This is a genomic window from Micromonospora saelicesensis (assembly GCF_900091575.1).
Lineage (GTDB): Bacteria > Actinomycetota > Actinomycetes > Mycobacteriales > Micromonosporaceae > Micromonospora > Micromonospora saelicesensis.
Window position 1 is genome coordinate 90,407 of record NZ_FMCR01000004.1, and the last position, 24,905, is coordinate 115,311.

At 67.5% G+C, this 24,905-nt stretch carries 30 protein-coding genes; all 30 read right to left on the reverse strand.

The window, feature by feature from the left end; all coding sequences use genetic code 11:
* Positions 1 to 62 precede the first annotated feature (62 nt).
* Positions 63 to 506, reverse strand: coding sequence for a 50S ribosomal protein L15 (rplO, locus tag GA0070561_RS18505; protein ID WP_088950230.1), 444 nt, complete (start codon positions 504 to 506; stop codon positions 63 to 65).
* Positions 506 to 688, reverse strand: a complete 183-nt coding sequence (gene rpmD / locus GA0070561_RS18510) for a 50S ribosomal protein L30 (protein ID WP_007465262.1) — start codon at positions 686 to 688, stop codon at positions 506 to 508. Before rpmD ends, rplO begins: the two co-directional genes overlap by 1 nt.
* A complete protein-coding gene (gene rpsE / locus GA0070561_RS18515; RefSeq protein ID WP_074314587.1) occupies positions 688 to 1,302 on the reverse strand; it encodes a 30S ribosomal protein S5 in 615 nt (204 codons plus the stop codon). The genes rpmD and rpsE overlap by 1 nt, the downstream gene beginning before the upstream one ends.
* A 33-nt stretch (positions 1,303 to 1,335) precedes the next feature.
* Positions 1,336 to 1,725, reverse strand: coding sequence for a 50S ribosomal protein L18 (gene rplR / locus GA0070561_RS18520; protein ID WP_091402381.1), 390 nt, complete (start codon positions 1,723 to 1,725; stop codon positions 1,336 to 1,338).
* Positions 1,722 to 2,264 carry a 50S ribosomal protein L6 gene (gene rplF, locus GA0070561_RS18525; RefSeq protein ID WP_091402383.1) on the reverse strand — a complete coding sequence of 181 codons (543 nt, stop codon included), beginning with the start codon at positions 2,262 to 2,264 and terminating at the stop codon, positions 1,722 to 1,724. Before rplF ends, rplR begins: the two co-directional genes overlap by 4 nt.
* 16 nt (positions 2,265 to 2,280) lie before the next feature.
* Positions 2,281 to 2,688, reverse strand: coding sequence for a 30S ribosomal protein S8 (rpsH, locus tag GA0070561_RS18530; RefSeq protein WP_007465270.1), 408 nt, complete (start codon positions 2,686 to 2,688; stop codon positions 2,281 to 2,283).
* 116 nt (positions 2,689 to 2,804) lie between these two features.
* Positions 2,805 to 2,990, reverse strand: coding sequence for a type Z 30S ribosomal protein S14 (locus tag GA0070561_RS18535; RefSeq protein ID WP_007465272.1), 186 nt, complete (start codon positions 2,988 to 2,990; stop codon positions 2,805 to 2,807).
* A 1-nt stretch (position 2,991) separates the two neighbouring features.
* On the reverse strand, positions 2,992 to 3,558 hold the full coding sequence (gene rplE / locus GA0070561_RS18540; RefSeq protein ID WP_091402385.1) for a 50S ribosomal protein L5: 567 nt from the start codon (positions 3,556 to 3,558) through the stop codon (positions 2,992 to 2,994).
* Positions 3,558 to 3,878 (reverse strand): 50S ribosomal protein L24, encoded by a 321-nt coding sequence (rplX, locus tag GA0070561_RS18545; protein WP_172899047.1) that lies wholly within the window; start codon positions 3,876 to 3,878, stop codon positions 3,558 to 3,560. The genes rplE and rplX overlap by 1 nt, the downstream gene beginning before the upstream one ends.
* Positions 3,875 to 4,243 (reverse strand): 50S ribosomal protein L14, encoded by a 369-nt coding sequence (gene rplN, locus GA0070561_RS18550; RefSeq protein WP_007465279.1) that lies wholly within the window; start codon positions 4,241 to 4,243, stop codon positions 3,875 to 3,877. Before rplN ends, rplX begins: the two co-directional genes overlap by 4 nt.
* Positions 4,244 to 4,340: 97 nt before the next feature.
* On the reverse strand, positions 4,341 to 4,619 hold the full coding sequence (rpsQ, locus tag GA0070561_RS18555; protein WP_030489590.1) for a 30S ribosomal protein S17: 279 nt from the start codon (positions 4,617 to 4,619) through the stop codon (positions 4,341 to 4,343).
* Entirely contained in the window at positions 4,616 to 4,852 is a 237-nt protein-coding gene (gene rpmC / locus GA0070561_RS18560) for a 50S ribosomal protein L29 (RefSeq protein WP_007465283.1), read from the reverse strand. Before rpmC ends, rpsQ begins: the two co-directional genes overlap by 4 nt.
* Positions 4,852 to 5,277, reverse strand: a complete 426-nt coding sequence (rplP, locus tag GA0070561_RS18565; RefSeq protein ID WP_053653940.1) for a 50S ribosomal protein L16 — start codon at positions 5,275 to 5,277, stop codon at positions 4,852 to 4,854. The genes rpmC and rplP overlap by 1 nt, the downstream gene beginning before the upstream one ends.
* A 3-nt stretch (positions 5,278 to 5,280) precedes the next feature.
* Entirely contained in the window at positions 5,281 to 6,150 is an 870-nt protein-coding gene (rpsC, locus tag GA0070561_RS18570; protein WP_091402401.1) for a 30S ribosomal protein S3, read from the reverse strand.
* Complete coding sequence (gene rplV / locus GA0070561_RS18575; protein WP_007465297.1) at positions 6,150 to 6,608, reverse strand: 50S ribosomal protein L22; 459 nt, start codon at positions 6,606 to 6,608, stop codon at positions 6,150 to 6,152. Before rplV ends, rpsC begins: the two co-directional genes overlap by 1 nt.
* Before the next feature lie 41 nt (positions 6,609 to 6,649).
* Positions 6,650 to 6,931 (reverse strand): 30S ribosomal protein S19, encoded by a 282-nt coding sequence (gene rpsS / locus GA0070561_RS18580; RefSeq protein ID WP_007465299.1) that lies wholly within the window; start codon positions 6,929 to 6,931, stop codon positions 6,650 to 6,652.
* Between the two features lie 12 nt (positions 6,932 to 6,943).
* Positions 6,944 to 7,783 carry a 50S ribosomal protein L2 gene (rplB, locus tag GA0070561_RS18585; RefSeq protein WP_088950237.1) on the reverse strand — a complete coding sequence of 280 codons (840 nt, stop codon included), beginning with the start codon at positions 7,781 to 7,783 and terminating at the stop codon, positions 6,944 to 6,946.
* Between the two features lie 12 nt (positions 7,784 to 7,795).
* The gene (gene rplW / locus GA0070561_RS18590) at positions 7,796 to 8,098 is read right to left on the reverse strand and encodes a 50S ribosomal protein L23 (protein ID WP_007465304.1); all 303 of its coding nucleotides are present in this window, start codon (positions 8,096 to 8,098) and stop codon (positions 7,796 to 7,798) included.
* A complete protein-coding gene (gene rplD / locus GA0070561_RS18595; protein WP_030489587.1) occupies positions 8,095 to 8,745 on the reverse strand; it encodes a 50S ribosomal protein L4 in 651 nt (216 codons plus the stop codon). The genes rplW and rplD overlap by 4 nt, the downstream gene beginning before the upstream one ends.
* Entirely contained in the window at positions 8,742 to 9,407 is a 666-nt protein-coding gene (rplC, locus tag GA0070561_RS18600; RefSeq protein ID WP_091402403.1) for a 50S ribosomal protein L3, read from the reverse strand. The genes rplD and rplC overlap by 4 nt, the downstream gene beginning before the upstream one ends.
* Positions 9,408 to 9,418: 11 nt before the next feature.
* On the reverse strand, positions 9,419 to 9,727 hold the full coding sequence (rpsJ, locus tag GA0070561_RS18605) for a 30S ribosomal protein S10 (protein ID WP_007073037.1): 309 nt from the start codon (positions 9,725 to 9,727) through the stop codon (positions 9,419 to 9,421).
* 350 nt (positions 9,728 to 10,077) lie between these two features.
* A complete protein-coding gene (gene tuf / locus GA0070561_RS18610) occupies positions 10,078 to 11,271 on the reverse strand; it encodes an elongation factor Tu (RefSeq protein ID WP_030489585.1) in 1,194 nt (397 codons plus the stop codon).
* Between the two features lie 212 nt (positions 11,272 to 11,483).
* Entirely contained in the window at positions 11,484 to 13,580 is a 2,097-nt protein-coding gene (gene fusA, locus GA0070561_RS18615) for an elongation factor G (RefSeq protein ID WP_091402405.1), read from the reverse strand.
* A gap of 74 nt (positions 13,581 to 13,654) precedes the next feature.
* Positions 13,655 to 14,125 (reverse strand): 30S ribosomal protein S7, encoded by a 471-nt coding sequence (rpsG, locus tag GA0070561_RS18620; protein WP_007465317.1) that lies wholly within the window; start codon positions 14,123 to 14,125, stop codon positions 13,655 to 13,657.
* Position 14,126: 1 nt separating this feature from the next.
* On the reverse strand, positions 14,127 to 14,501 hold the full coding sequence (rpsL, locus tag GA0070561_RS18625) for a 30S ribosomal protein S12 (protein WP_007465318.1): 375 nt from the start codon (positions 14,499 to 14,501) through the stop codon (positions 14,127 to 14,129).
* A gap of 507 nt (positions 14,502 to 15,008) precedes the next feature.
* The gene (locus GA0070561_RS18630) at positions 15,009 to 15,389 is read right to left on the reverse strand and encodes a hypothetical protein (RefSeq protein ID WP_091402407.1); all 381 of its coding nucleotides are present in this window, start codon (positions 15,387 to 15,389) and stop codon (positions 15,009 to 15,011) included.
* Positions 15,390 to 16,077: 688 nt separating this feature from the next.
* Positions 16,078 to 16,446 (reverse strand): hypothetical protein, encoded by a 369-nt coding sequence (locus GA0070561_RS18635; RefSeq protein ID WP_091402409.1) that lies wholly within the window; start codon positions 16,444 to 16,446, stop codon positions 16,078 to 16,080.
* Between the two features lie 94 nt (positions 16,447 to 16,540).
* Positions 16,541 to 20,428 carry a DNA-directed RNA polymerase subunit beta' gene (locus GA0070561_RS18640; RefSeq protein WP_091402411.1) on the reverse strand — a complete coding sequence of 1,296 codons (3,888 nt, stop codon included), beginning with the start codon at positions 20,426 to 20,428 and terminating at the stop codon, positions 16,541 to 16,543.
* Positions 20,429 to 20,508: 80 nt separating this feature from the next.
* Positions 20,509 to 23,940 (reverse strand): DNA-directed RNA polymerase subunit beta, encoded by a 3,432-nt coding sequence (gene rpoB / locus GA0070561_RS18645; protein WP_091402413.1) that lies wholly within the window; start codon positions 23,938 to 23,940, stop codon positions 20,509 to 20,511.
* 569 nt (positions 23,941 to 24,509) lie between these two features.
* Positions 24,510 to 24,896, reverse strand: a complete 387-nt coding sequence (gene rplL / locus GA0070561_RS18650; RefSeq protein ID WP_091402415.1) for a 50S ribosomal protein L7/L12 — start codon at positions 24,894 to 24,896, stop codon at positions 24,510 to 24,512.
* Positions 24,897 to 24,905: the final 9 nt, after the last annotated feature.

The following is a 24,905-nucleotide window of genomic DNA, read 5'->3' on the forward strand; positions in this document are numbered from 1 at the left end:
CCCAGGCAGACCATGGCGCCCGCCAGTTGCTCTCAACTGGACGGGCGCCATGGTCGTACGCCTTACAGCTCGGTGGCGGAGCCACCGGCAGCAGCGATCTTCTCCTTGGCCGACGCACTGAACGCGTGCGCGGACACCTGGAGCGCCACACCGCCGAGGTCCCCGGTGCCGAGGACCTTGACCGGGTGACCCTTGCGGACCGCGCCGGACTCGACGAGCTCCAGCGGGCCGACCTGACCACCATTCGGGAACAGCTCAGCGAGTCGGTCCAGGTTGACCACCTGGAAGACCACCTTGAACTTGTTCTTGAAGCCCTTCATCTTCGGCAGGCGCATGTGGATGGGCATCTGCCCACCCTCGAACGCCGCCGAGATGTTCTTGCGGGCCTTGGAGCCCTTGGTACCGCGACCAGCGGTCTTGCCCTTGGAACCCTCACCGCGACCCACACGGGTCTTCGCGGTCTTGGAACCGGGCGCCGGGCGCAGGTGATGCACCTTGATCGTCATTACTCGACCTCCTCGACCTTCACGAGGTGGCTCACAGTGAAGATCATGCCGCGGATCTCGGGCCGGTCCTCCTTGACCACCACGTCGTTGATCCGCTTGAGACCGAGCGAACGCAGCGACTCACGCTGGTTGTGCTTGGTCCCGATACCGGACCGGAGCTGGGTGACCTTCAGGCGTGCCATCAGTGCGCCACCCCCGCACGCGACGCCAGCATGGCGGCCGGCGCGACGTCCTCCACCGGCAGACCACGACGCGCCGCGACCTGCTCGGGGGACTCAAGCCCCTTCAGGGCCGCCACGGTGGCGTGCACGATGTTGATCGGGTTCGACGAACCGAGGCTCTTGGAGAGCACGTCGTGGATCCCAGCGCACTCCAGCACGGCACGCACCGGTCCACCGGCGATGACACCCGTACCGGCCGAGGCCGGCTTGAGCAGCACCACACCAGCGGCGTCCTCACCCGTCACCGGGTGCGGGATCGACTGACCGATCCGCGGGACCTTGAAGAAGTGCTTCTTGGCCTCCTCGACACCCTTGGCGATGGCCGCGGGCACCTCCTTGGCCTTTCCGTAGCCCACGCCGACCGTGCCGTCGCCGTCGCCAACGATCACCAGGGCGGTGAAGCTGAAGCGACGACCACCCTTCACGACCTTGGCGACGCGGTTGATCGCGACGACCCGCTCAAGGTGCGGGGTCTTCTCGACGGGCGCGTTTCCGCGGCCGCCCTCACGGCGGTTGTCGCGGCGACCACCCTCGTTGCCACCGGACCCGCCGCCACGGCGCTGTTGACCTGGCATCAGCAGCCTTCCTTCTCTCTCGTGACGGGGTTGTTAGAACTCGAGCCCGGCTTCGCGGGCGGCGTCGGCAAGCGCGGCGACTCGCCCCGCGTACCGGTTGCCGCCGCGGTCGAAGACGACCTTGGAGACGCCGGCGGCCTTGGCCCGCTCGGCGAGCAGAGCGCCCACCTTGCCAGCCAGGGCGCTCTTGTCGCCCTCCGCACCGCGCAGCGAGGCGTCCAGGGTCGACGCCGACGCCAGGGTGTGACCCTTGGTGTCGTCGACGACCTGGGCGACCATGTGCCGCAGCGAGCGGGTGACGACCAGGCGCGGACGCTCGGCCGTACCGCTGACGTTCTTGCGGACGCGGAAGTGTCGACGCGCACGCCCAACGGCGCGCTTGGCGGCGACACCGCGGCGGCGCTTGAGCAGCGTGGCGCTCACTTCTTACCTGCCTTTCCAGCCTTGCGGCGGATGACCTCGCCCTGGTACTTGACGCCCTTGCCCTTGTAGGGCTCCGGCGGGCGGATCTTCCGGATGTTGGCGGCGACCTCACCGACCTGCTGCTTGTCGATGCCAGCCACGTGGAACAGGGTCGGCCGCTCCACCGTGAAGGTGATGCCCGCCGGGGCGGGGACGACCACCGGGTGCGAGAACCCGAGCGCGAACTCGAGGTCCGAACCCTTGGCGGTGACCCGGTAACCGGTGCCGGCGATCTCCAGGCTCTTGCGGTAGCCCTCGGTGACCCCGACGATCATGTTTGCAACCAGCGTACGGCTCAGGCCGTGGAGTTCCTTGGCCTTGCGCTCGTCGTTCGGCCGGTTGACGCTCAGCTGCCCATCCTCGGCCCGCTCGACCGTGATCGGCTCGGCGAGGGTGTGCTGGAGCTGGCCCTTGGGGCCCTTGACCTTGACGGTCTGCCCGTCGATCGTGATGTCGACGCCGGCTGGCACCGGGATCGACTTACGTCCAATTCGCGACATTTCTACCTGTCTCCCGTTACCAGACGAAGGCGAGGACTTCCCCGCCAACACTCCGCTTGCGGGCCTGCCGGTCGGTCAGCAGCCCCTGGGACGTCGAAATGATCGCCACGCCCAGCCCACCGAGCACCCGCGGGAGCCCGTCCGACTTGGCGTACACCCGGAGACCGGGCTTGGACACGCGCTTGATGCCGGCCAGGCTCCGCTCGCGGTTCTGGCCGTACTTCAGCTCGACGACCAGTCGCTTGCCGACGGCGCCCTCCTCGGGCTCCTCGACCGACCAGGTGGCGATGTAACCCTCGGCCTTCAGGACCTCGGCGATGTTCGCCTTGATCTTGGAGTAGGGCATCTTCACCTGATCGTGGTACGCCTGGTTGGCGTTACGCAGACGCGTGAGCATGTCTGCGATCGGGTCGGTCATCGTCATGGATTTCGTCAGCCTTTCTCGCCGGGGTTCCCGGGGCATCAGCCCCGGGCCTACGGCGAAGAGCAATACCTAATCGGTGCAGGAGTTCCCGGCCGACGGCCGGGACGCGGTCGCCCTTACCAGGAAGCCTTGGACACGCCCGGCAGCTCACCGCGGTGAGCCATCTCCCGGATGCAGACCCGGCAGAGCCCGAACTTGCGGTAGACCGCCTTCGGACGCCCGCACCGCTGGCAGCGGGTGTACGCGCGAACCGAGAACTTCGGCTTCGCGGCCGCCTTGATGATCAGCGCCTTCTTGGCCATCTCAGTTCTCCTTGAACGGGAAGCCCAGGAGCTTGAGCAGCGCCCGGCCCTCGTCGTCGGTCGTGGCGGTCGTGACCACCGTGATGTCCATGCCCCGCTGGCGATCGATCCGGTCCTGGTCGATCTCGTGGAACACCGACTGCTCGGTCAGACCGAACGTGTAGTTGCCGTGCCCGTCCAGCTTGCGCCCGTCCAAGCCGCGGAAGTCGCGGATACGCGGAAGCGCGATGGAGAGCAGCCGGTCCATGAACTCCCACATCCGGTCGCCGCGAAGGGTGACCTTCGCGCCGATCGGCATGCCCTCGCGCAGCTTGAACTGCGCGATGGACTTGGTCGCCCGCCGCACCTGCGGCTTCTGGCCGGTGATCGTGGCGAGGTCGCGGACCGCGCCGTCGATCAGCTTGGCGTCGCGAGCAGCCTCGCCGACACCCATGTTGACGACGATCTTGACCAGCCGCGGCACCTGCATGGGGTTGCCGTAGCTGCGCTGCTCACGCAGCTGGGCCACGATCTCGTTGCGGTACCGCTCCTTGAGGCGCGGCAGGGTCTTTTCGGTAGCCGTGGTCATCACAGGTCCTTACCGGTGCTACGCGCGATGCGGACCTTCTGGCCGTTGTCGTCGATCCGGTAACCGACGCGGGTCGGCTTGCCGTCGGAGTCCAGGACCTGCACGTTCGAGACGTGGATCGGGGCCTCCTGAGTGACGATGCCGCCGGTCTTGGCGCCACGCTGGGTGGTGCTGATGCGGGTGTGCTTCTTGACCCGGTTCACGCCCTCGACCAGGACCTTGTCCTGCCGCGGGTAGGCCTGAATGACCTTGCCCTTGGCACCCTTGTCCTTGCCGGCGATGACGACGACCGTGTCGCCCTTCTTGACCTTCACGGTCACAACACCTCCGGCGCGAGGGAAATAATCTTCATGAACCGCTTGTCCCGCAGCTCCCGGCCCACCGGGCCGAAGATACGGGTTCCACGCGGGTCCCCGCCGTCCTTGATGATGACGGCGGCGTTCTCGTCGAAGCGGATGTACGAGCCGTCCGGACGCCGCCTCTCCTTGGCCGTGCGAACGACGACAGCCTTGACGACGTCGCCCTTCTTCACACCGGCACCCGGGATAGCGTCCTTGACCGTGGCCACGATGACGTCGCCGATGCTCGCGTAGCGCCGACCCGAGCCACCGAGAACCCGGATGCACAGGATCTCCCGAGCACCCGTGTTGTCGGCGACGCGCAGTCGCGACTCCTGCTGAATCACGTCTATCTCCTATGTCTGCCGGTTCTCCGGCCGCCGTAGCGGCCGGAGCCTGGCGGAACCTACGCCCGACGCAACGCCGGGCGAGCTCGAGCCTTCGCTACTTGGCCTTTTCCAGGATCTCCACGATCCGCCAACGCTTGGTGGCGCTCAGCGGCCGGGTCTCCATGATGAGAACCCGGTCACCGGTGCCAGCGGCGTTCTGCTCGTCGTGCACCTTCAGCTTGGCCGTACGGCGCATGATCTTGCCGTACAACGCGTGCCGAACCCGGTCCTCGACCTCGACCACGACGGTCTTGTCCATCTTGTCGCTGATCACCAGGCCCTCGCGGACCTTGCGGCGCGACCGCGCGGCGGCGGTGGCGGTCTCTTCGGTCATGATGCAGTCACCTCAGTCGGCGCGGCCGAGAGCCCCAGCTCACGCTCACGCATGATCGTGTAGATCCGGGCAATCTCCCGACGGATGACCTGCAACCGCCGGTTGTTGTCCAGCTGCCCGGTTGCGGCCTGCACGCGGAGGTTGAACAGCTCCGCCTTGGCCTCCCGCAGCTTCGTGACCAGCTCCTCTTCGGAGAGCTCACGCAGCTCGGTCGCCTTAACGCCCGCTGCCATCAGGATTCACCCACTTCGCGCGTAACAATGCGGCACTTCATCGGGAGCTTGTGGATCGCGCGACGCATGGCCTCTCGCGCGGTCTGCTCGTTGGGGAAGGACATCTCGAAGAGAACCCGCCCCGGCTTGACGTTGGCGACCCACCACTCGGGCGAACCCTTACCGGAACCCATCCGGGTCTCGGCAGGCTTCTTGGTGAGGGCCTGGTCCGGGAAGATCGTGATCCAGACCTTGCCACCACGCTTGATGTGGCGAGTCATCGCGATACGTGCCGACTCGATCTGCCGGTTCGTCACGTACGCCGGCTCGAGAGCCTGGATCCCGAACTCGCCGAACACCACCCGGTTACCACCCTTGGACGCGCCACTGCGGTCCGGGTGGTGCGGCTTGCGGAAGCCCTTCGGGGGCTTGCGCGGCATCAGCATCTGTCAGCCCTCCTGCTGCGTTTCTGCCGGAGCAGCAGTGGCGGCGACAGCTGCGCTGTCGACCGGCTCGCCGCTCGGCGTCTCGGCCTGCTGCGCGATGGTGGTCGCAGCAGCCCGACCGGCCTCGGTGCCACCAGCCGTGGTGCCGGACGAACCCGACCGGCCACGGCGCGGACGCTCGGGACGGTCGCCGCGCTCACCACGACGCGGGCGGGACGGACCGGCCTCGGCCGGAGCTTCCCGGCCCGGGACGGCGTCGCCCTTGTAGATCCAGACCTTCACACCGATCCGACCGAACGTGGTACGGGCCTCGAAGAAGCCGTACTCGATGTTGGCCCGCAGCGTGTGCAGCGGAACCCGGCCCTCACGGTAGAACTCGGTCCGGCTCATCTCGGCGCCGCCGAGGCGACCCGAGACCTGAACCCGGATGCCCTTGCAGACCGGGTTCTTCATCGCCGACTGCATGGCCTTGCGCATCGCCCGACGGAAGCTGACCCGGCTGGACAGCTGCTCGGCCACGCCCTGCGCGACCAGCTGGGCGTCCGACTCGGGGTTCTTCACCTCGATGATGTTCAGCTGAACCTGCTTGCCGGTGAGCTTCTCAAGCTCGCCGCGGATCCGGTCGGCCTCCGCACCCTTACGGCCGATGACAATGCCCGGCCGGGCGGTGTGGATGTCGACCCGGACCCGGTCGCGGGTGCGCTCGATGTCGACCTTGGAAATCCCGGCACGCTCGAGGCCCTTGGACATCATGCGGCGGATCTTGACATCCTCGCCGATGTAGTCCTTGTAGAGCTTGTCCGCGAACCAGCGGGACTTCCAGTCGGTCGAGATGCCGAGCCGGAACCCAGTGGGGTGAACCTTCTGACCCATTACTCGGCGTCCTCCGTCTTGCTCTGCGCTTCGGCCGGTGCGGCCTCCGTGGCCGGGGCGGCCTTCTTCGCCGCGGCCTTCCTCGGCGCTGCCGGCGCGACCGCTTCGACCGCCACAGTGATGTGGCAGGTGCGCTTGCGGATTCGGTACGCCCGACCCTGCGCCCGCGGCTGGAACCGCTTCATCGTCGGGCCCTCGTCCACGAAGGCCTCGCTGACGAGCAGCGCGTCGGGGTCCAGCCGCTCGTTGTTCTCCGCGTTGGCGATCGCGCTAGCGAGCACCTTGTACACCTGCTCGCTCGCAGCCTGCGGCGCGAACTGCAGCACCGTGAGCGCCTCCTTCGCGGGCAGGCCGCGGACGAGGTTGACCACCCGGCGCGCCTTCATCGGCGAGATGCGCACGTGCCGCGCAACCGCCCGCGCGCCCGGAAGCACCGGAGCGTCGCCCTTTCCTGGCATCGCTGTAACCCCTTGTTCCCTCTATCCGTATGCCCGCGGCGTCAGCGCCGACGGCTCTTCCGGTCGTCCTTCTCGTGACCCTTGAACGTGCGGGTCAGCGCGAACTCGCCGAGCTTGTGCCCGACCATCGCCTCGGTCACGAACACCGGGACGTGCTTGCGTCCGTCATGCACGGCGATCGTGTGCCCCAGCATCTCGGGGATGATCGTCGAGCGCCGCGACCAGGTCTTGATCACGTTCTTGGAGCCCTTGTCGTTCTGAACTTCCACCTTCTTGAGCAGGTGGTCGTCTACGAACGGGCCCTTCTTCAGGCTGCGAGGCATGTCTTATCTCCCTCAGCCGCGCTTACGCGTGGCGTAGCGGCGGCGGACGATCAGCCGGTCACTCGGCTGGCCCTTACGGCGGGTGCGGCCCTCGGGCTTACCCTGCGGGTTGACCGGGTGGCGACCACCGGAGGTCTTACCCTCACCACCACCGTGCGGGTGGTCGACCGGGTTCATGGCGACACCACGGACGGTCGGGCGCTTGCCCTTCCACCGCATACGGCCGGCCTTACCCCAGTTGATGTTCGACTGGTCGGCGTTGCCGATCTCGCCGACGCTGGCGCGGCAGCGCACGTCCACCCGCCGGATCTCGCCGGACGGCATACGAAGGGTCGCGTACGCGCCCTCGCGGCCGAGCAGCTGGATGCCGACGCCGGCGGAACGGGCCAGCTTGGCCCCGCCACCCGGACGCAGCTCCACGTTGTGAATCGTGGTACCGACCGGGATGTTGCGCAGCGGCAGGTTGTTACCCGGCTTGATGTCGGCGCCCGGGCCGGACTCGACGCGGTCGCCCTGCTTCATGTCCTTCGGCGCGATGATGTACCGCTTCTCGCCGTCGGCGTAGTGCAGCAGCGCGATGCGCGCCGTGCGGTTCGGGTCGTACTCGATGTGAGCGACCTTCGCCGGCACGCCGTCCTTGTCGACCCGCTTGAAGTCGATCAGACGGTACTGACGCTTGTGACCGCCACCGTGGTGCCGCGTGGTGATCCGGCCGTGGGCGTTACGCCCGCCCTTCTTCGGCAACGGAGCCAGCAGCGACTTTTCCGGCGTGGACCGGGTGATCTCGGCGAAGTCAGCGACACTCGAGCCACGTCGGCCCGGCGTCGTCGGCTTGTACTTACGGATAGCCATTGTCTACACCCCTCAGCTGACCGGGCCGCCGAAGGCCTCGATGCGGTCACCGTCAGCCAGCTTCACGATCGCCCGCTTGGTCGCCTTGCGCTGACCGAAGCCGGTCTTGGTGCGCTTGCGCTTACCCTGGCGGTTGAGCGTGTTGACCGTCAGGACGCGGACGTTGAAGATCTGCTGGATAGCGATCTTGATCTCGGTCTTGTTCGCGTCCGGGTGCACCAGGAAGGTGTACCAGTTCCGGTTCAGCTCGCTGTAGCTCTTCTCCGAGACGACCGGCGCCACGATGATGTCGCGCGGGTCGGCGATCGTGCTCACTTGCCACCCTCCTCGGTGGTCTCGGCGGGCACGCCCAGGAACTCGTCCAGGGCGTCCTTGGTGAAGACCACGTCGTCGGCCACGAGCACGTCGTACGTGTTCAGCTGGCCGGACTCGATCAGGTGCACCCGCGGCTCGTTGCGCAGCGACACCCAGTTCAGTTCGTCGGTGCTGCTCAGCACGACCAGGACCCGACGGGCCTCGGTGAGCTTGGTCAGCGTGGCCAGGGCCGCCTTGGTCGACGGCTTCTCGCCCGAGACGAACGCCTCGACGACGTGCACCTGCCCGGCGCGGGCCCGGTCGGAGAGGGCACCCCGCAGAGCGGCGGCCTTCATCTTCTTCGGGGTCCGCTGGCTGTAGTCGCGCGGCACGGGACCGTGCACGACGCCACCGCCGGCGAACTGCGGCGCGCGGATCGAGCCCTGCCGGGCGCGACCGGTGCCCTTCTGCTTGTACGGCTTCTTGCCGCCACCGGCGACCTCGCCGCGGGTCTTGGCCTTGTGCGTGCCCTGTCGGGCCGCCGCGAGCTGGGCCACCACGACCTGGTGCATCAGCGCGACGTTGGCCTGCACGTCGAAGATGTCCTCCGGCAGCTCCACGGAGCCGCTGGTGGTGCCTTCGACGGTGCGCACGTCAACGGTGGTCACTTGGCCGCACCGCCCTTCTTCACCTTGCTCTTGGCCGCGGTACGGACCAGAACGAGCGCGCCCTTGGGACCAGGAATGGCACCCCGGACGAGCAGCAGGTTGTTCTCGGTGTCGACCGCCTGGACGGTGAGGTTCTGCACGGTGTACCGCACGCCACCCATACGACCGGCCATCCGGGTGCCCTTGAAGACACGACCCGGAGTGGCGCAGGCGCCGATGGAGCCAGGCGAGCGGTGCTTGCGCTCGACGCCGTGCCCGGCGCCCAGGCCGTGGAAGCCGTGCCGTTTCATCGGGCCGGCGTAGCCCTTGCCCTTGGTCTTGCCGGTGACGTCGATGGTGACGCCGGCCGGGAACTCCTCGACCGTGACTTCCTGGCCGAGCGAGTATTCCCCAGCGTCCGTGGTGCGCAGCTCGACGATGTGCCGGCGCGGCGCCACGTCCGCCTTGGCGTAGTGCCCGCTGATCGGCTTCTTGACCTTGCGCGGGTCGATGGTGCCGTACGCGAGCTGGACCGCGGAGTAACCGTCCTTCTCGGCGCTACGAACCTGGCTGATGACGCACGGGCCGGCCTCGACCACGGTCACGGGAACAACACGGTTGTTCTCCCAGACCTGGGTCATGCCGAGCTTGGCGCCCAGGATCCCCTTGACTTGCCTGTCCATTTGTCCGGTCCCTACAGCTTGATCTCGATGTCGACGCCAGCCGGCAGGTCGAGGCGCATGAGCGAGTCGACCGTCTTCGGGGTCGGGTCGATGATGTCGATCAGCCGCTTGTGCGTGCGCATCTCGAAGTGCTCGCGCGAGTCCTTGTACTTGTGCGGCGAGCGGATAACGCAGAAACGGTTGATCTCCGTGGGCAGCGGCACCGGGCCCGCGACCTGCGCCCCGGTGCGCGTCACCGTCTCGACGATCTTCCGAGCCGAGGAGTCGACGACCTCGTGGTCATAGGCCTTGAGCCGGATGCGGATCTTCTGTCCCGCCATGGTGGCTTCTGTTCCTTCTCTCGATGCCGCTGTGTTGCGGGCGCCTGTACCGGCTGGCACAGGCCCACTTCGCCGACCCCCGCGGTCGGGCGTGTCGCGCCCTCGGGCCGAGCTCCGCCCCTAGGTACCGGAGTGGTGCTGACCGCACGGGGGGTCAAGGCGCCGATCGCATTACCGCGACCTAAACGCCGTGCGAGGGTGGTTGGCGACTGGGCCGCCAACCACCCTACGCTCGACTGCCTCGCCACCCGGAGGTTCAGCGGAAGCCGAACACAGGCGACGAACTGTCGTTACGCAACCTGACTAGTATGCCGCACGACCGGCGGCGGGTCTAATCGGGGTTACCTAGTTCACTTGTTAATCTTGGTGACGAACCCGGCGCCGACGGTGCGGCCACCCTCGCGGATCGCGAACTTGAGGTTCTCCTCCATGGCGATGGGCTGGATCAGCTTCACCGACATGGACGTGTTGTCACCCGGCATGACCATCTCGGTGCCCTCGGGGAGGGTGACGACACCGGTGACGTCCGTGGTCCGGAAGTAGAACTGCGGCCGGTAGTTCTGGAAGAACGGGGTGTGACGGCCACCCTCCTCCTTGGAGAGGATGTAGACCGTCGCCTCGAACTCCGTGTGCGGGGTGTTCGAGCCCGGCTTCACGACGACCATGCCGCGCTCGACCTCGTCGCGCTTGGTACCACGCAGCAGCAGGCCGACGTTCTCGCCTGCGCGGGCGTCGTCCAGGGTCTTCCGGAACATCTCGATCGCGGTGACCTTGGTCTTGAAGCTCTTCTCCTTGATACCGACGAGCTCAACATCCTCGTTCGGCAGGAGAACGCCGCGCTCCACGCGACCGGTGACGACGGTGCCACGACCGGTGATCGTGAACACGTCCTCAACCGGCATCAGGAACGGCTTGTCAACCTCGCGCTCCGGCTGCGGGATCGAGGTGTCGACAGCGGTCATCAGGTCCAGCAGCTTGCCGGTCCACTCGGGGTCACCCTCGAGGGCCTTCAGCGCCGAAACCCGAACGACCGGCAGGTCGTCACCCGGGTACTCCTGCGAGGAGAGCAGCTCACGGACCTCGAGCTCGACGAGCTCCAGGAGCTCCTCGTCATCGACCATGTCGCTCTTGTTGAGCGCCACGACGATGTACGGCACACCGACCTGACGGGCCAGCAGCACGTGCTCGCGGGTCTGCGGCATCGGGCCGTCGGTCGCCGCGACCACCAGGATCGCGCCGTCCATCTGCGCGGCACCGGTGATCATGTTCTTGATGTAGTCGGCGTGCCCAGGGCAGTCGACGTGCGCGTAGTGCCGCGACTCGGTCTGGTACTCGACGTGCGCGATCGAGATCGTGATGCCGCGGGCCTTCTCCTCCGGCGCCTTGTCGATCTCGTCGAACGGCGTGTAGGGGTTCAGGTCCGGGTACTGGTCGTGCAGGACCTTGGTGATGGCCGCCGTCAGCGTCGTCTTACCGTGGTCGATGTGACCAATGGTGCCGATGTTGACGTGCGGCTTAGTCCGCTCGAACTTAGCCTTCGCCACTGGTGTCCTCCTGTGGACTTCTTGGTTCGTACGCCCGGCGCGCCGGTCGGCGCTTAGGACTCTGTCGACAGCCTTTCCGGCCTGACGGCCGGAGAGCCTTTGTGGGTTCTGCGGCGATGAAGCCTACAGGCCCGGTCTCACGCGATCCGATCGTGGTGGCCGCGGGCGGGTGAACCCTCCCGCGACCAACCACGAATCACCTGCTCAGAGCGTTACTCGCCCGTTGCCTTGGCGATGATCTCCTTCGCGACGCTCTGCGGAACCTCGGCGTAGGAGTCGAACTGCATGCTGTAGCTAGCCCGGCCCTGGGTCTTCGACCGCAGGTCGCCGACGTAGCCGAACATCTCCGACAACGGCACCAGGGCCCGGACGATGCGGGCGCCGCTGCGCTCCTCCATCGCCTGGATGATGCCGCGGCGGGAGTTGAGGTCACCGATGACGTCACCCATGTTCTCCTCAGGAGTGGTGACTTCAACGGCCATCATCGGCTCGAGCAGTGCCGGATCGGCCTTGCGGGCCGCGTCCTTCATCACCATCGAGCCGGCGATCTTGAATGCCATTTCCGACGAGTCGACCTCGTGGTACTGGCCGTCCAGCAGGGTCAGCTTCACGCCGACCAGCGGGAAGCCCGCCAGGATGCCGTACTGCAGCGCGTCCTGCGCACCAGCGTCCACCGAGGGGATGAACTCCCGGGGGATGCGGCCGCCGCTGACGGCGTTGGCGAACTCGTAGGTCGGCGAGTCGTTGTCCAGCGGAAGCGGCTCGACGCTCACGATCACGCGGGCGTACTGGCCGGAACCACCGGTCTGCTTCTTGTGGGTGTACTCGACCTTGTCCACCTTGCGGCGGATGGTCTCGCGGTACGCCACCTGCGGCTTGCCGACGTTCGCCTCGACGTTGAACTCGCGACGCATCCGGTCGACCAGGATGTCCAGGTGCAGCTCACCCATGCCGGAGATGACCGTCTGACCGGTCTCCTCGTCCAGCTGGACGCGGAAGGTCGGGTCCTCCTCGGCCAGGCGCTGGATGGCCGTGCCCAGCTTCTCCTGGTCGGACTTGGTCTTCGGCTCGATCGCCACCGAGATGACCGGCTCCGGGAAGGTCATCGACTCCAGGATCACCGGGTTCGCCGGGTCGGAGAGAGTGTCGCCGGTGGTGGTCTGCTTGAGACCCTGCACGGCGATGATGTCGCCGGCCTGCGCCGACGGACGCTCTTCCCGCTTGTTGGCGTGCATCTGGTAGATCTTGCCGATCCGCTCCTTGCGGTCCTTGGTGGAGTTGACCACCTGGGAACCGGAATCGAGCGTGCCGGAGTAGACCCGCACGTAGGTGAGCTTGCCCAGGTGCTTGTCCGTCTGGATCTTGAAGGCCAGGCCGGAGAAGGGCTCCGAGTTGGACGGCTTACGCAGCAGCGGGGTCTCGCCGTCGGTGGCCGTACCCTCGATCGCCGGAACGTCCAGCGGCGACGGCAGGAAGTCGACCACGGCGTCGAGCATGGGCTGGACGCCCTTGTTCTTGAACGCCGAGCCGCAGAGCACCGGGTTGGCGTTGCCGGCGATGGTGGCACGCCGGATGGCGGCCTTGATCGCCTCGGCGGAGATCTCCTCGCCCTCCAGGTACTTCTCCATCACCGCGTCGTCGACGTCGGCCAGGGTCTCCATCAGCTTCTCGCGCCACTCGGCAGCGGAGTCGGCCAGCTCGGCCGGGATCTCCTCAACCGCGTAGTCCTCACCCTTCTGGGTCTCCCCACGCCAGGTGAGCGCGCGCATGCCGATCAGGTCGACGACACCGATGTGGTCACCCTCGAGCCCGATCGGGATCTGGAGCACCAGCGGGGTGGCGTTCAGCCGGTCGATCATCATCTGCACGCAGCGGAAGAAGTCGGCGCCGGTCCGGTCGAGCTTGTTGACGAAGCACATACGCGGGACGTTGTACTTGTCGGCCTGCCGCCAGACGTTCTCCGTCTGCGGTTCGACGCCGGCGACACCGTCGTAAACCGCTACCGCACCATCCAGGACCCGCAGCGACCGCTCGACCTCGACCGTGAAGTCGACGTGGCCAGGCGTGTCGATGATCTGGATCGTGTGGTCTTTCCACTCACACTTGGTAGCAGCGGAGGTGATGGTGATACCACGCTCCTGCTCCTGCTCCATCCAGTCCATGACGGCAGCGCCCTCGTGGACCTCACCGATCTTGTACGTGATGCCGGTGTAGAACAGGATTCGCTCGGTGGTCGTGGTCTTACCGGCATCGATGTGCGCCATGATGCCGATGTTGCGTACCTTGGCGAGCGCGTCTGCGGCGGCCACTTCAATCCCTACTTATCGTCGTCTCGACTCAACTGGTGGCGGTTCCGGCGCCCGGAGGCGCCGGAACCAGGGTGTTACCAGCGGTAGTGCGCGAAGGCCTTGTTCGACTCGGCCATCTTGTGCGTGTCCTCGCGCCGCTTGACGGCGGCACCGAGGCCGTTGCTCGCGTCCAGCAGCTCGTTCATCAGCCGCTCGACCATGGTCTTCTCGCGCCGGGCGCGGGAGTACGTGACCAGCCAGCGCAGGCCCAGGGTGGTCGCCCGGGTCGGGCGGACCTCGACCGGAACCTGGTAGGTGGCGCCACCGACACGACGGCTGCGCACCTCGAGGGTCGGCTTGACGTTGTCCATCGCCCGCTTGAGGGTGACGACCGGGTCGGTGCCGGACTTCTCGCGGCAGCCCTCGAGGGCCGCGTACACGATGGACTCGGCGAGCTGACGCTTGCCGCGGAGCAGGATCTTGTTCACCAGCTGGGTGACCAGCGGCGAGTTGTACACCGGGTCAGCGACCAGTGGCCGCCGCGGAGCGGGTCCCTTACGCGGCATGTCAGCTCTTCTCCTTCTTCGCGCCGTAACGGCTGCGCGCCTGCTTGCGGTTGCGGACACCCTGGGTGTCCAGCGAGCCGCGAACGATCTTGTACCGCACGCCGGGGAGGTCCTTCACCCGGCCACCGCGAACGAGCACGATCGAGTGCTCCTGCAGGTTGTGACCGACGCCGGGGATGTAGGCGGTCACCTCGATCTGGCTGCTGAGCTTCACGCGAGCGACCTTGCGCAGCGCCGAGTTCGGCTTCTTCGGGGTGGTGGTGTACACGCGGGTGCACACGCCGCGCCGCTGAGGGGAACCCTTCAGCGCCGGGGTCTTGGTCTTGGTCGTCTTCGCCTGGCGGCCCTTTCGGACCAGCTGCTGGATCGTGGGCACCGGGTTTCTCCGCTCCCTTCGGCCGCATCCGCGGCCGCGCCGTCTGCTCGTTAGCCGGCCTGATGACCGGCTCTCCTACATTCCAACCAGGGTCGCCTTGCGGAGACCCCGGCACCCGCGGTCGGGCGTGTCGCCCTCGTCACGGCCCCGTTGCGACGCTCTCGCGTTCGTACCGGGTTTTGTCACCGGCGCGCGGGTCGCCCCGCCCCGGATCTTTGGCTTGTCGTGCCGCCGCCCGTAAGCCGGAAACAGCGCACGCACGAGTTGCCCGGGCATGCCCGGGCACAAGGGGAAAGAGTACCTACCACAACCGCCCAGGTCAAAACGGAATGGCCCGGCGGCTGTCTCACACCCGCCGGCCGGATCTCGTCCTGCCCTGTCGCCCGCGATGGGCACCTACGAATACAAGTGTACCGGCTTCCCCGCAGAAGCACCCATCGCCCCCGGGGTGACCGGAAGCCTTCCGCGGAAAACCCCCGTCAGGTGCCGGATCTGTCGGTGCAGACCTCACGTCAGGGCGAGAAGCAGGGCAAGACCCAGGCCCAGCAGGCTGAGCAGTGCCCCCGCCGCGCCGCAGCTGATCCCGGCCATCGCCAGCCCTCGACCGGTGAACTGGACCGCGGAGGGCGCGGTCGGCCGCCGGATCTGCCTCCGGGCGAGCAGCCCGATGACGACCGCAGCCCCGCCGGCCAGCACACCCAGCGCGGCGAACGCCCCGGAGGCCCAGGCCCCGCCGTCGTTCTTGAAGGCCACTCCGAAGCAGATCACCAGCAGTGAGACCAGAAGTGACGCGATCCCCGCCACCAACGCCCCGATGGCCAGCCCGGAGGTGACCGGCGCCACGTCCAGGTGCACGACGCCGAACGGCGTACCCGAAACCGCCTCCACCCGCTTCGGCGGCCGGCGTTGGTCGTCGGTGGGCGGCGGTACCGAACGCCCCGGCGTGCCACCCCACCCGGGGCCGTGCCCCGGCGGCGGCGGACCCCAGCCGGGCGGCACCCCGGGCCCGGACGGTGGCGGGCCCCAGCCGTGCGGCGCAGCGGGCCCAGACGAGGGCGGACCCCACCCGGGCGGCACACCCGGCCCAGATGGGGACGGACCCCACCCCGGTGGCACAGCCGGCCCAGACGAGGGCGGCCCCCAGCCGTACGGCACTCCCGGTCCAGCCGCCGGCGGGCCCCAGCCGGGCGGCACACCCGGCCCGGAGGTGGGCGGGCCCCAGCCCTGCTGTGTCGAGGTCGACGCGCTGGAGACCGGGTACGGCTGGTCGGAGCCGGGCGCCTCGGTCGCGCCCCAGCCGTTCGGACCCGAACCGGGGGGCGGCGCCGCAGGGGACGGCGGGCCCGGGGTGGACACCGGTGGGTGCGGCTCGCCGCTCGGACCGGGTCGCGCCCAGTCGCTCGGCTCGGATGGCGAAGCCGACGGGTCCGGCGGGCCGGCCGGTTCGTCCGCAGGGGGCCGCGCCGGTTCCGTCACGAGGTCCTCCTGTCGAAAGGCCGCCACCGTCACACGGTGGACACCGGCCAGGCTACCGCCGCGAGCACCGCCGCCCGCGCCGGGCGCGGCCACCGGTGGCTCAGTCCATGTTCGCCGGGTAGTCGTGGCCGAACGGGGCGCCGGCCAACCTGACCACCCCGATGACCACCGCGGCCACCACGCTGACCGCGACCAGCACCAGGCCGGTCCAGGCCATCCACTCCCCCCGTCGCAGCCAGACGCCGCCGGTCAGGAAACCCCCCGAGGCGTACGCCTCGCGGCGCGCCTGCCGGGCCAGTTGCAGGGCCACCGTGGCCGGCACCACGCCACCGATGAACAGCCCGGTCAGCATGCCGAGCAGGCCCAGCGCGAAGACCGCCCGCGCCTTCGTGGCGCGGGCCGGGTCCGGGTCCAGCGGGTGGCGCAGGCCCTGCTGGGCGACGGACACCTGCCCGGGTGCGGTCGTCATCCCCCCATCATGCCGAACCCGGCCCGGGGGTGGGTGGGCACGGACACGACGAGGCCCCCGGCTTTCACCGGGGGCCTCGTCGTGTGACTGGTGCTTAGCGGTACGACCCGAAGTCGAAGTCGTCCAGCGGCACGGCCTGCCCGCTGGCCGGCCCGAACCCGTAGTCGGTCTCCGGGTAACCGGTCATCGAGTAGACCTTGGCCTTGGCCTCCTCGGTCGGCTCGACCCGGACGTTGCGGTACTTGCTGATGCCGGTACCGGCCGGGATGAGCTTTCCGATGATCACGTTCTCCTTGAGGCCGACCAGCGAGTCGCTGCGCGAGTTGATCGCAGCGTCGGTCAGCACCCGGGTGGTCTCCTGGAAGGAGGCCGCCGAGAGCCAGGAGTCGGTGGCCAGCGAGGCCTTGGTGATACCCATCAGCACCGGACGACCAGCGGCGGGCTCGCCGCCCTCCGAGACGAGTCGGCGGTTCTCCGACTCGAACAGCGCCCGGTCGACGAGCACACCCGGCAGGAACTCGGTCGAGCCGGAGTCGATGACCGTCACCCGCTTGAGCATCTGGCGGATGATGATCTCGATGTGCTTGTCGTGGATGAGCACACCCTGCGAGCGGTAGACCTCCTGGACCTCACTGGTCAGGTGGACCTGGACCGCCCGCGGACCCATGATCCGCAGCAGCTCGTGCGGGTCGATGGTGCCCTCGGTCAGCTTCTCGCCGACCGCGACGTGACCGCCGTCGTGGGTACGGAGCTTGACCCGCTTGGAGATCTTGTCGTAGACGATCTCTTCGCTGCCGTCGTCCGGCACCACGATGATCTTGCGCGAGCGCTCGCCATCCTCGATCCGGATCCGACCGGGGGTGTCGGCGATGGGCGCCTTACCCTTCGGGACCCGAGCCTCGAAGATTTCCTGAACACGCGGCAGACCCTGGGTGATGTCCTCACCCGCGACACCACCGGTGTGGAAGGTACGCATCGTCAGCTGCGTACCGGGCTCACCGATGGACTGGGCGGCGATGATGCCGACCGCCTCGCCGATGTCGACCGACTTACCGGTCGGCAGCGACCGGCCGTAGCAGGCCGCGCAGACGCCCAGCTTCGACTCGCAGGTGAGCACGCTGCGCACCCGGACCGTCTCCACACCAGCGGCGACGATCTTGTCGACCCCGATGGAGTTGATGTCCTGACCGCGCTCGGCGACCACGGTGCCGTCCGGCCCCTTGATGTCGTCGGCGAGGGTCCGGGCGTGCACGCTGGTCTCGGCGTGGGTGTGGACGACGAGCTTGCCGTCCAGCTTCTCGCCAATCTGCATCGGGATCGCCCGGTCGGTGCCGCAGTCCTCTTCGCGGATGATGACGTCCTGCGAGACGTCCACCAGACGACGGGTCAGGTAACCCGAGTCGGCGGTACGCAGCGCGGTGTCGGCGAGACCCTTACGGGCACCGTGCGTGGAGATGAAGTACTCCAGCACGGACAGACCCTCCCGGTAGCTGGCCTTGATCGGCCGCGGGATGATCTCGCCCTTGGGGTTGGCCACCAGACCACGGATCGCCGCGATCTGCCGGAGCTGGAGCAGGTTACCGCGAGCACCCGAGTTGATCATCTTCCACAGCGGGTTCTCCTGCGGCAGCGCGGTGTCCATCTCCTTGGCGACCTCGTTGGTCGCCTTGGTCCAGATCTCGATGAGCTCGCCGCGACGCTCCTCGGCGGTCATCAGACCACGCTGGTACTGCTTGTCGATCTGGTCGGCGTCCTTCTCGTACTTCGCCAGGATCTCCGCCTTGCGGGGCGGAGCGATGACGTCCTCCATGCCGATCGTCACGCCGGACCAGGTGGCCCAGTGGAAACCGGCCTCCTTGAGCCCGTCCAGGGTGGCGGCCAGCGCCACCTTGGGGAAGCGCTCGGCGAGGTCGTTGACGATCGCGGAGAGCTGACCCTTGCGGATCTCGTAGTTCACGAAGCGGTAGCCCTGCGGCAGCGTCTCGTTGAACAGCACCCGACCCAGCGTGGTCTCCACGGTCAGCGGGTCACCCTCGACCCAGCCCTCCGGGGCGCTCCACGCCTCGGAGCCGTTGCCGTTGTCGACACCGACCACGCCACGCAGGCGGATCTTCACCGGCGCCTGCAGGTGCAGCTCGCCGTTGTCGAAGGCCATCCGCGCCTCGGCGTCCGAGCTGAACGCCCGGCCCTCGCCCTTCTCACCGGCGGTGAGGTGGGTGAGGTGGTACAGACCGATGACCATGTCCTGGGTAGGCATGGTGACCGGCTTACCGTCGGCCGGCTTGAGGATGTTGTTCGACGACAGCATCAGGATCCGCGCCTCGGCCTGAGCCTCGGCGGACAGCGGCACGTGCACCGCCATCTGGTCACCATCGAAGTCGGCGTTGAACGCGGTGCAGACCAGCGGGTGGATCTGGATCGCCTTGCCCTCGACCAGCTGCGGCTCGAAGGCCTGGATGCCCAGGCGGTGCAGGGTCGGCGCCCGGTTGAGCAGCACCGGGTGCTCGCCGATGACCTCTTCCAGCACGTCCCACACGACCGGGCGCTGACGCTCGACCATCCGCTTGGCGGACTTGATGTTCTGTGCGTGGTTGAGGTCGACCAGCCGCTTCATCACGAAGGGCTTGAACAGCTCCAGCGCCATCTGCTTGGGCAGACCGCACTGGTGCAGCTTGAGCTTCGGGCCGACCACGATGACCGAACGGCCGGAGTAGTCGACGCGCTTGCCCAGCAGGTTCTGGCGGAACCGGCCCTGCTTGCCCTTGAGCATGTCGGACAGCGACTTGAGCGGGCGGTTACCCGGGCCGGTGACCGGCCGGCCGCGACGGCCGTTGTCGAACAGCGCGTCGACGGCCTCCTGGAGCATCCGCTTCTCGTTGTTGACGATGATCTCGGGCGCGCCGAGGTCGATCAGCCGCTTGAGGCGGTTGTTCCGGTTGATCACGCGGCGGTACAGGTCGTTCAGGTCGGAGGTCGCGAAGCGGCCACCGTCGAGCTGCACCATCGGGCGCAGGTCCGGCGGGATGACCGGAACGCAGTCCAGCACCATGCCGAGCGGCGAGTTGCGGGTGTTCAGGAACGCCGCGACGACCTTGAGTCGCTTGAGCGCCCGGATCTTCCGCTGGCCCTTGCCGGACCGGATGGTCTCCCGCAGGCTCTCGGCCTCGGCGTCGAGGTCCATGTTCTGGACCAGCGCCTTGATCGCCTCGGCGCCCATGGAACCGGTGAAGTACTCACCGAACCGGTCGCGCAGCTCGCGGTAGAGCAGCTCGTCGGTGACCAGCTGCTTCGGCTCCAGCTTGCGGAAGGTGTCCAGCACCTCGTCCAGGCGGTCGATCTCGCGCTGGGCCCGGTCGCGGATCTGGCGCATCTCGCGCTCTCCGCCCTCCTTGACCTTGCGCCGGACGTCCGCCTTGGCACCCTCGGCCTCCAGCTCGGCCAGGTCGGCCTCGAGCTTGGCGGCCCGCTTCTCGATCTCCGAGTCGCGGCTGTTCTCGGACTGCCGCTTCTCGGCCAGGATCTCGTTCTCGATCGTCGAGAGGTCACGGTGACGCGACTCGGCGTCAACGCTCGTCACGACGTACGAGGCGAAGTAGATGATCTTTTCGAGGTCCTTGGGGGCGAGGTCCAGCAGGTAGCCCAGCCGGCTCGGAACGCCCTTGAAGTACCAGATGTGGGTCACCGGAGCGGCGAGCTCGATGTGCCCCATCCGCTCACGACGGACCTTGGAGCGAGTCACCTCGACGCCGCAGCGCTCACAGATGATGCCCTTGAACCGGACGCGCTTGTACTTACCGCAGTAGCACTCCCAGTCCCGCTGCGGACCGAAGATCTTCTCGCAGAAGAGCCCGTCCTTTTCCGGCTTCAGGGTGCGGTAGTTGATCGTCTCAGGCTTCTTGACCTCGCCATGCGACCACTGACGGATGTCGTCGGCGGTGGCGAGACCAATGCGCAGCTCGTCGAAGAAGTTGACGTCGAGCACTATGTCCCCTATGTCGTCGTCTGTACTGCTAATTCTCGGGTGGGGTCGGGGGCCGGCGAGCCGGCCCCCGACCGCTCACCTCAGACCTCTTCGACCGAGCTCGGCTCGCGCCGGGACAGGTCGATGCCCAGCTCCTCAGCGGCCCGGAACACCTCGTCGTCGGTCTCGCGCATTTCCAGGGCCACACCGTCGCTGGAGAGCACCTCAACGTTGAGGCACAGCGACTGCAGCTCCTTGAGCAGCACCTTGAACGACTCCGGGATGCCCGGCTCCGGGATGTTCTCGCCCTTGACGATGGCCTCGTAGACCTTCACTCGGCCGAGCACGTCGTCGGACTTGATCGTGAGCAGCTCCTGCAGGGCGTAGGCAGCGCCGTACGCCTGCATCGCCCAGCACTCCATCTCACCGAAACGCTGACCACCGAACTGCGCCTTACCACCCAGCGGCTGCTGCGTGATCATCGAGTACGGACCGGTCGAACGAGCGTGGATCTTGTCGTCGACCAGGTGGTTGAGCTTCAGGATGTAGACGTAGCCGACAGCGATCGGGTCCGGCAGTGGCTCGCCGGAACGACCATCGAACAGCTGCGCCTTGCCGGTACGACCGATCAGCTGCTTGCCGTCCCGGTTGGGCAGGGTCGACTCGAGCAGACCGGAGATCTCCTCCTCGCGGGCACCGTCGAAGACCGGGGTGGCCACGTTGGTGTCGCCCTCGGACTCGTGCGCGTCGATCGAGCGGAGCTGGCGCTTCCAGTCGGCGTCGTCGCCCTCGACCTTCCAACCGGTCTTGGCGACCCAACCGAGGTGGGTCTCCAGCACCTGGCCGATGTTCATCCGGCTCGGCACACCGAGCGGGTTGAGCACGATGTCGACCGGGGTGCCGTCCTCAAGGAACGGCATGTCCTCGATCGGCAGGATCTTCGAGATGACACCCTTGTTGCCGTGCCGGCCGGCGAGCTTGTCGCCGTCCTGGATCTTGCGCTTCTGGGCGACGTAGACCCGGACCAGCTCGTTGACACCCGGCGGCAACTCGTCGCCGTCCTCGCGGGAGAACGTGCGCACACCGATGACCGTGCCGGTCTCGCCGTGCGGCACCTTCAGCGAGGTGTCCCGAACCTCACGCGCCTTCTCACCGAAGATCGCGCGGAGCAGGCGCTCCTCCGGGGTCAGCTCGGTCTCGCCCTTGGGCGTGACCTTGCCGACCAGGATGTCACCGGGGACGACCTCGGCACCGATCCGGATGATGCCGCGCTCGTCGAGGTCAGCGAGCATTTCCTCGCTGACGTTCGGGATGTCGCGGGTGATCTCCTCCGGACCGAGCTTGGTGTCCCGGGCGTCGACCTCGTGCTCCTCGATGTGGATCGAGGTGAGCACGTCCTGCTGCACGAGGCGCTGCGACAGGATGATCGCGTCCTCGTAGTTGTGGCCCTCCCAGCACATGAACGCCACCAGCAGGTTGCGTCCGAGTGCCATCTCGCCCTCGTCGGTGCACGGACCGTCGGCGATGACCTGACCGGCCTCGACGCGGTCGCCCTCGAAGACGACCGGCTTCTGGTTGACGCAGGAGCCGGCGTTGGAGCGGCGGAACTTGTGCAGCAGGTACGTCCGGCGGTGGCCGTCATCCTGGTGGATGGTGACGTAGTCGGCGCAGAGATCCTCGATCACACCGCCGACCTCGGCGACCACCACGTCGCCAGCGTCGACCGCGGCCCGGTACTCCATGCCCGTACCCACGAGCGGCGCCTCGGCCTTGACCAGCGGCACCGCCTGGCGCTGCATGTTCGCGCCCATCAGTGCCCGGTTGGCGTCGTCGTGCTCGAGGAACGGGATCATGGCGGTCGCGACCGAGGTCATCTGCCGGGGCGAGACGTCCATGTAGTCGACGGCACCGGGGACGACGTCCTCGGTCTCGCCGCCCTTACGACGGCAGAGCACCCGGTCCTCGGCGAACGTGCCGTCAGCCTTCAGGCGCGCGTTGGCCTGGGCCTTGACGAACCGGTCCTCCTCGTCCGCGGTCAGGTAGTCGATCTGGTCGGTGACCCGACCCTCGACGACCTTCCGGTACGGCGTCTCGATGAAGCCGAACGGGTTGACCCGGGCGAAGGTGGACAGCGCGCCGATCAGGCCGATGTTCGGGCCTTCCGGCGTCTCGATCGGGCACATCCGGCCGTAGTGGGACGGGTGCACGTCGCGGACCTCGAAGCCGGCCCGCTCCCGGGACAGACCACCCGGGCCGAGCGCGCTCAGCCGACGCCGGTGGGTCAGGCCCGCCAGCGGGTTGGTCTGGTCCATGAACTGGGACAGCTGGGACGTCCCGAAGAACTCCTTGATCGCCGCCACCACCGGGCGGATGTTGATCAGGGTCTGCGGGGTGATCGCCTCGACGTCCTGCGTGGTCATCCGCTCGCGGACGACCCGCTCCATCCGGGACAGGCCGACCCGAACCTGGTTCTGGATCAGCTCGCCCACGGTACGGAGGCGCCGGTTGCCGAAGTGGTCGATGTCGTCGGCCTCGTAGCCGTCCTCACCGGCGTGCAGCCGGCACAGGTACTCCACGGTGGCGACGATGTCGTCCTCGGTCAGCGTGCCGGTGGTGATCGGCACGCCAACTTCGAGCTTCTTGTTGAACTTGTAGCGCCCGACCTTGGCGACGTCGTACCTCTTCGGGTTGAAGAAGAGGTTGTCGAGCAGGGTCTGGGCGTTCTCGCGCGTCGGCGGCTCGCCAGGGCGCAGCTTGCGGTAGATATCGAGCAGAGCCTCGTCGGCGCCGGCGATGTGGTCCTTCTCGAGCGTGGTCATCATCAGCTCGGACCAGCCGAACTTCTCACGGATCCGCTCGGCCGACCATCCGATGGCCTTGAGCAGGACGGTGACGGCCTGCCGACGCTTGCGGTCGATACGTACACCGACCGTGTCGCGCTTATCGATGTCGAACTCCAGCCAGGCACCCCGACTCGGGATGACCTTGACGCTGGAGAGGTCGCGGTCGGAGGTCTTGTCCGGCTGCTTGTCGAAGTACACGCCCGGAGACCGGACGAGCTGGCTGACCACGACGCGCTCGGTGCCGTTGATGACGAAGGTGCCCTTGGGCGTCATCATCGGGAAGTCACCCATGAACACCGTCTGGCTCTTGATCTCGCCAGTGGTGTTGTTGGTGAACTCCGCGGTCACGAAGAGCGGAGCGCAGTAGGTCAGGTCCTTCTCCTTGCACTCCTCGATCGAGGCCTTGACCTCGTCGAAGCGCGGCGCTGAGAAGGAGAGCGACATGGTGCCGGAGAAGTCCTCAATGGGACTGATCTCTTCAAGGATCTCCGCGAGACCCGATCGTGCGTGCGGGTCGTCCGCCGACCGGCCCTGCCAAGCCTCGTTGCCGACGAGCCAGTCGAAGGACTCGTTCTGAATGGCAAGGAGGTTGGGGACCTCGAGGTGTTCGGTGATCCTGCCGAATGAAACTCGGCGGGGAGCGAATGCGCTCGACGTACGACTGGTCTTCGCAGGGCGGGAAGCTGCCAAGATGCGTCCTTCCGAGGACCGGTGCTGCAGAACGGCTGGTACGCGTGCACTCCAATGACCCCACCAGAAATATCCGTAAACGGACATTTCCGAGCAGGGGTCAAGTCGGAAGGCAGCGCAAACTAGCAGTGTAGCCGAGAGGCTAACCGCTGTCCAGCCCACCCCGCAGGTTGTTTGCGGAGCGCGCCTCGGCCCCCGTCAACCGGGGTCTGCCGGGCCGCTCAGAACGCAACTCCCCACTGGGCCGCTCGGGTTACAGCGGCTGATGGTGCCGCCGCTGTCATACCCACGTCGTGGCCGTCGCAAGCGCGGTGTCTTGCTGGTGTCAGCGTGCCTGGCAGCCCCGGGCCGCGTCAAGGGCCGGTATCCGGGTTGTCCCTTGTTTCCCACTGGAGGGCGACCCGCCACGCTCGTTCGGGTCAAGGGTACCCATGGTTGGAGCCCAGCTCAGGACCGGTCGCAGCCAGATCCACCAACACGGCGGGCGGTGATCCGTGTCGGATCACCGCCCGCCGTGACGCGATGGTGTCCCAGCTCACGAGCCGGGTACGCGTTGGTGGAACGTCAGGTCACTTGAGGGTGACCTTGGCGCCCTCGCCCTCGAGCTTGGCCTTCGCCTTGTCGGCGGTCTCCTTGTTGACCTTCTCCAGGATGGCCTTCGGCGCGGACTCGACCGCGTCCTTGGCCTCCTTGAGGCCCAGGCCGGTCAGCTCACGCACGACCTTGATGACCTGGATCTTCTTGCCGCCGTCAGCCTCGAGGATGACGTCGAACTCGTCCTGCTCCGGCTCGGCCTCGGCCGCAGCGCCGCCGCCGCCGCCACCCTGGGCGATCGCGACCGGAGCGGCAGCGGTGACCTCGAAGGTCGTCTCGAACTGCTTCACGAACTCAGAGAGCTCGATCAGCGTCATCTCCTTGAACGCGTCGAGCAGCTCGTCGGTGCTGAGCTTCGCCATATCTGGCGT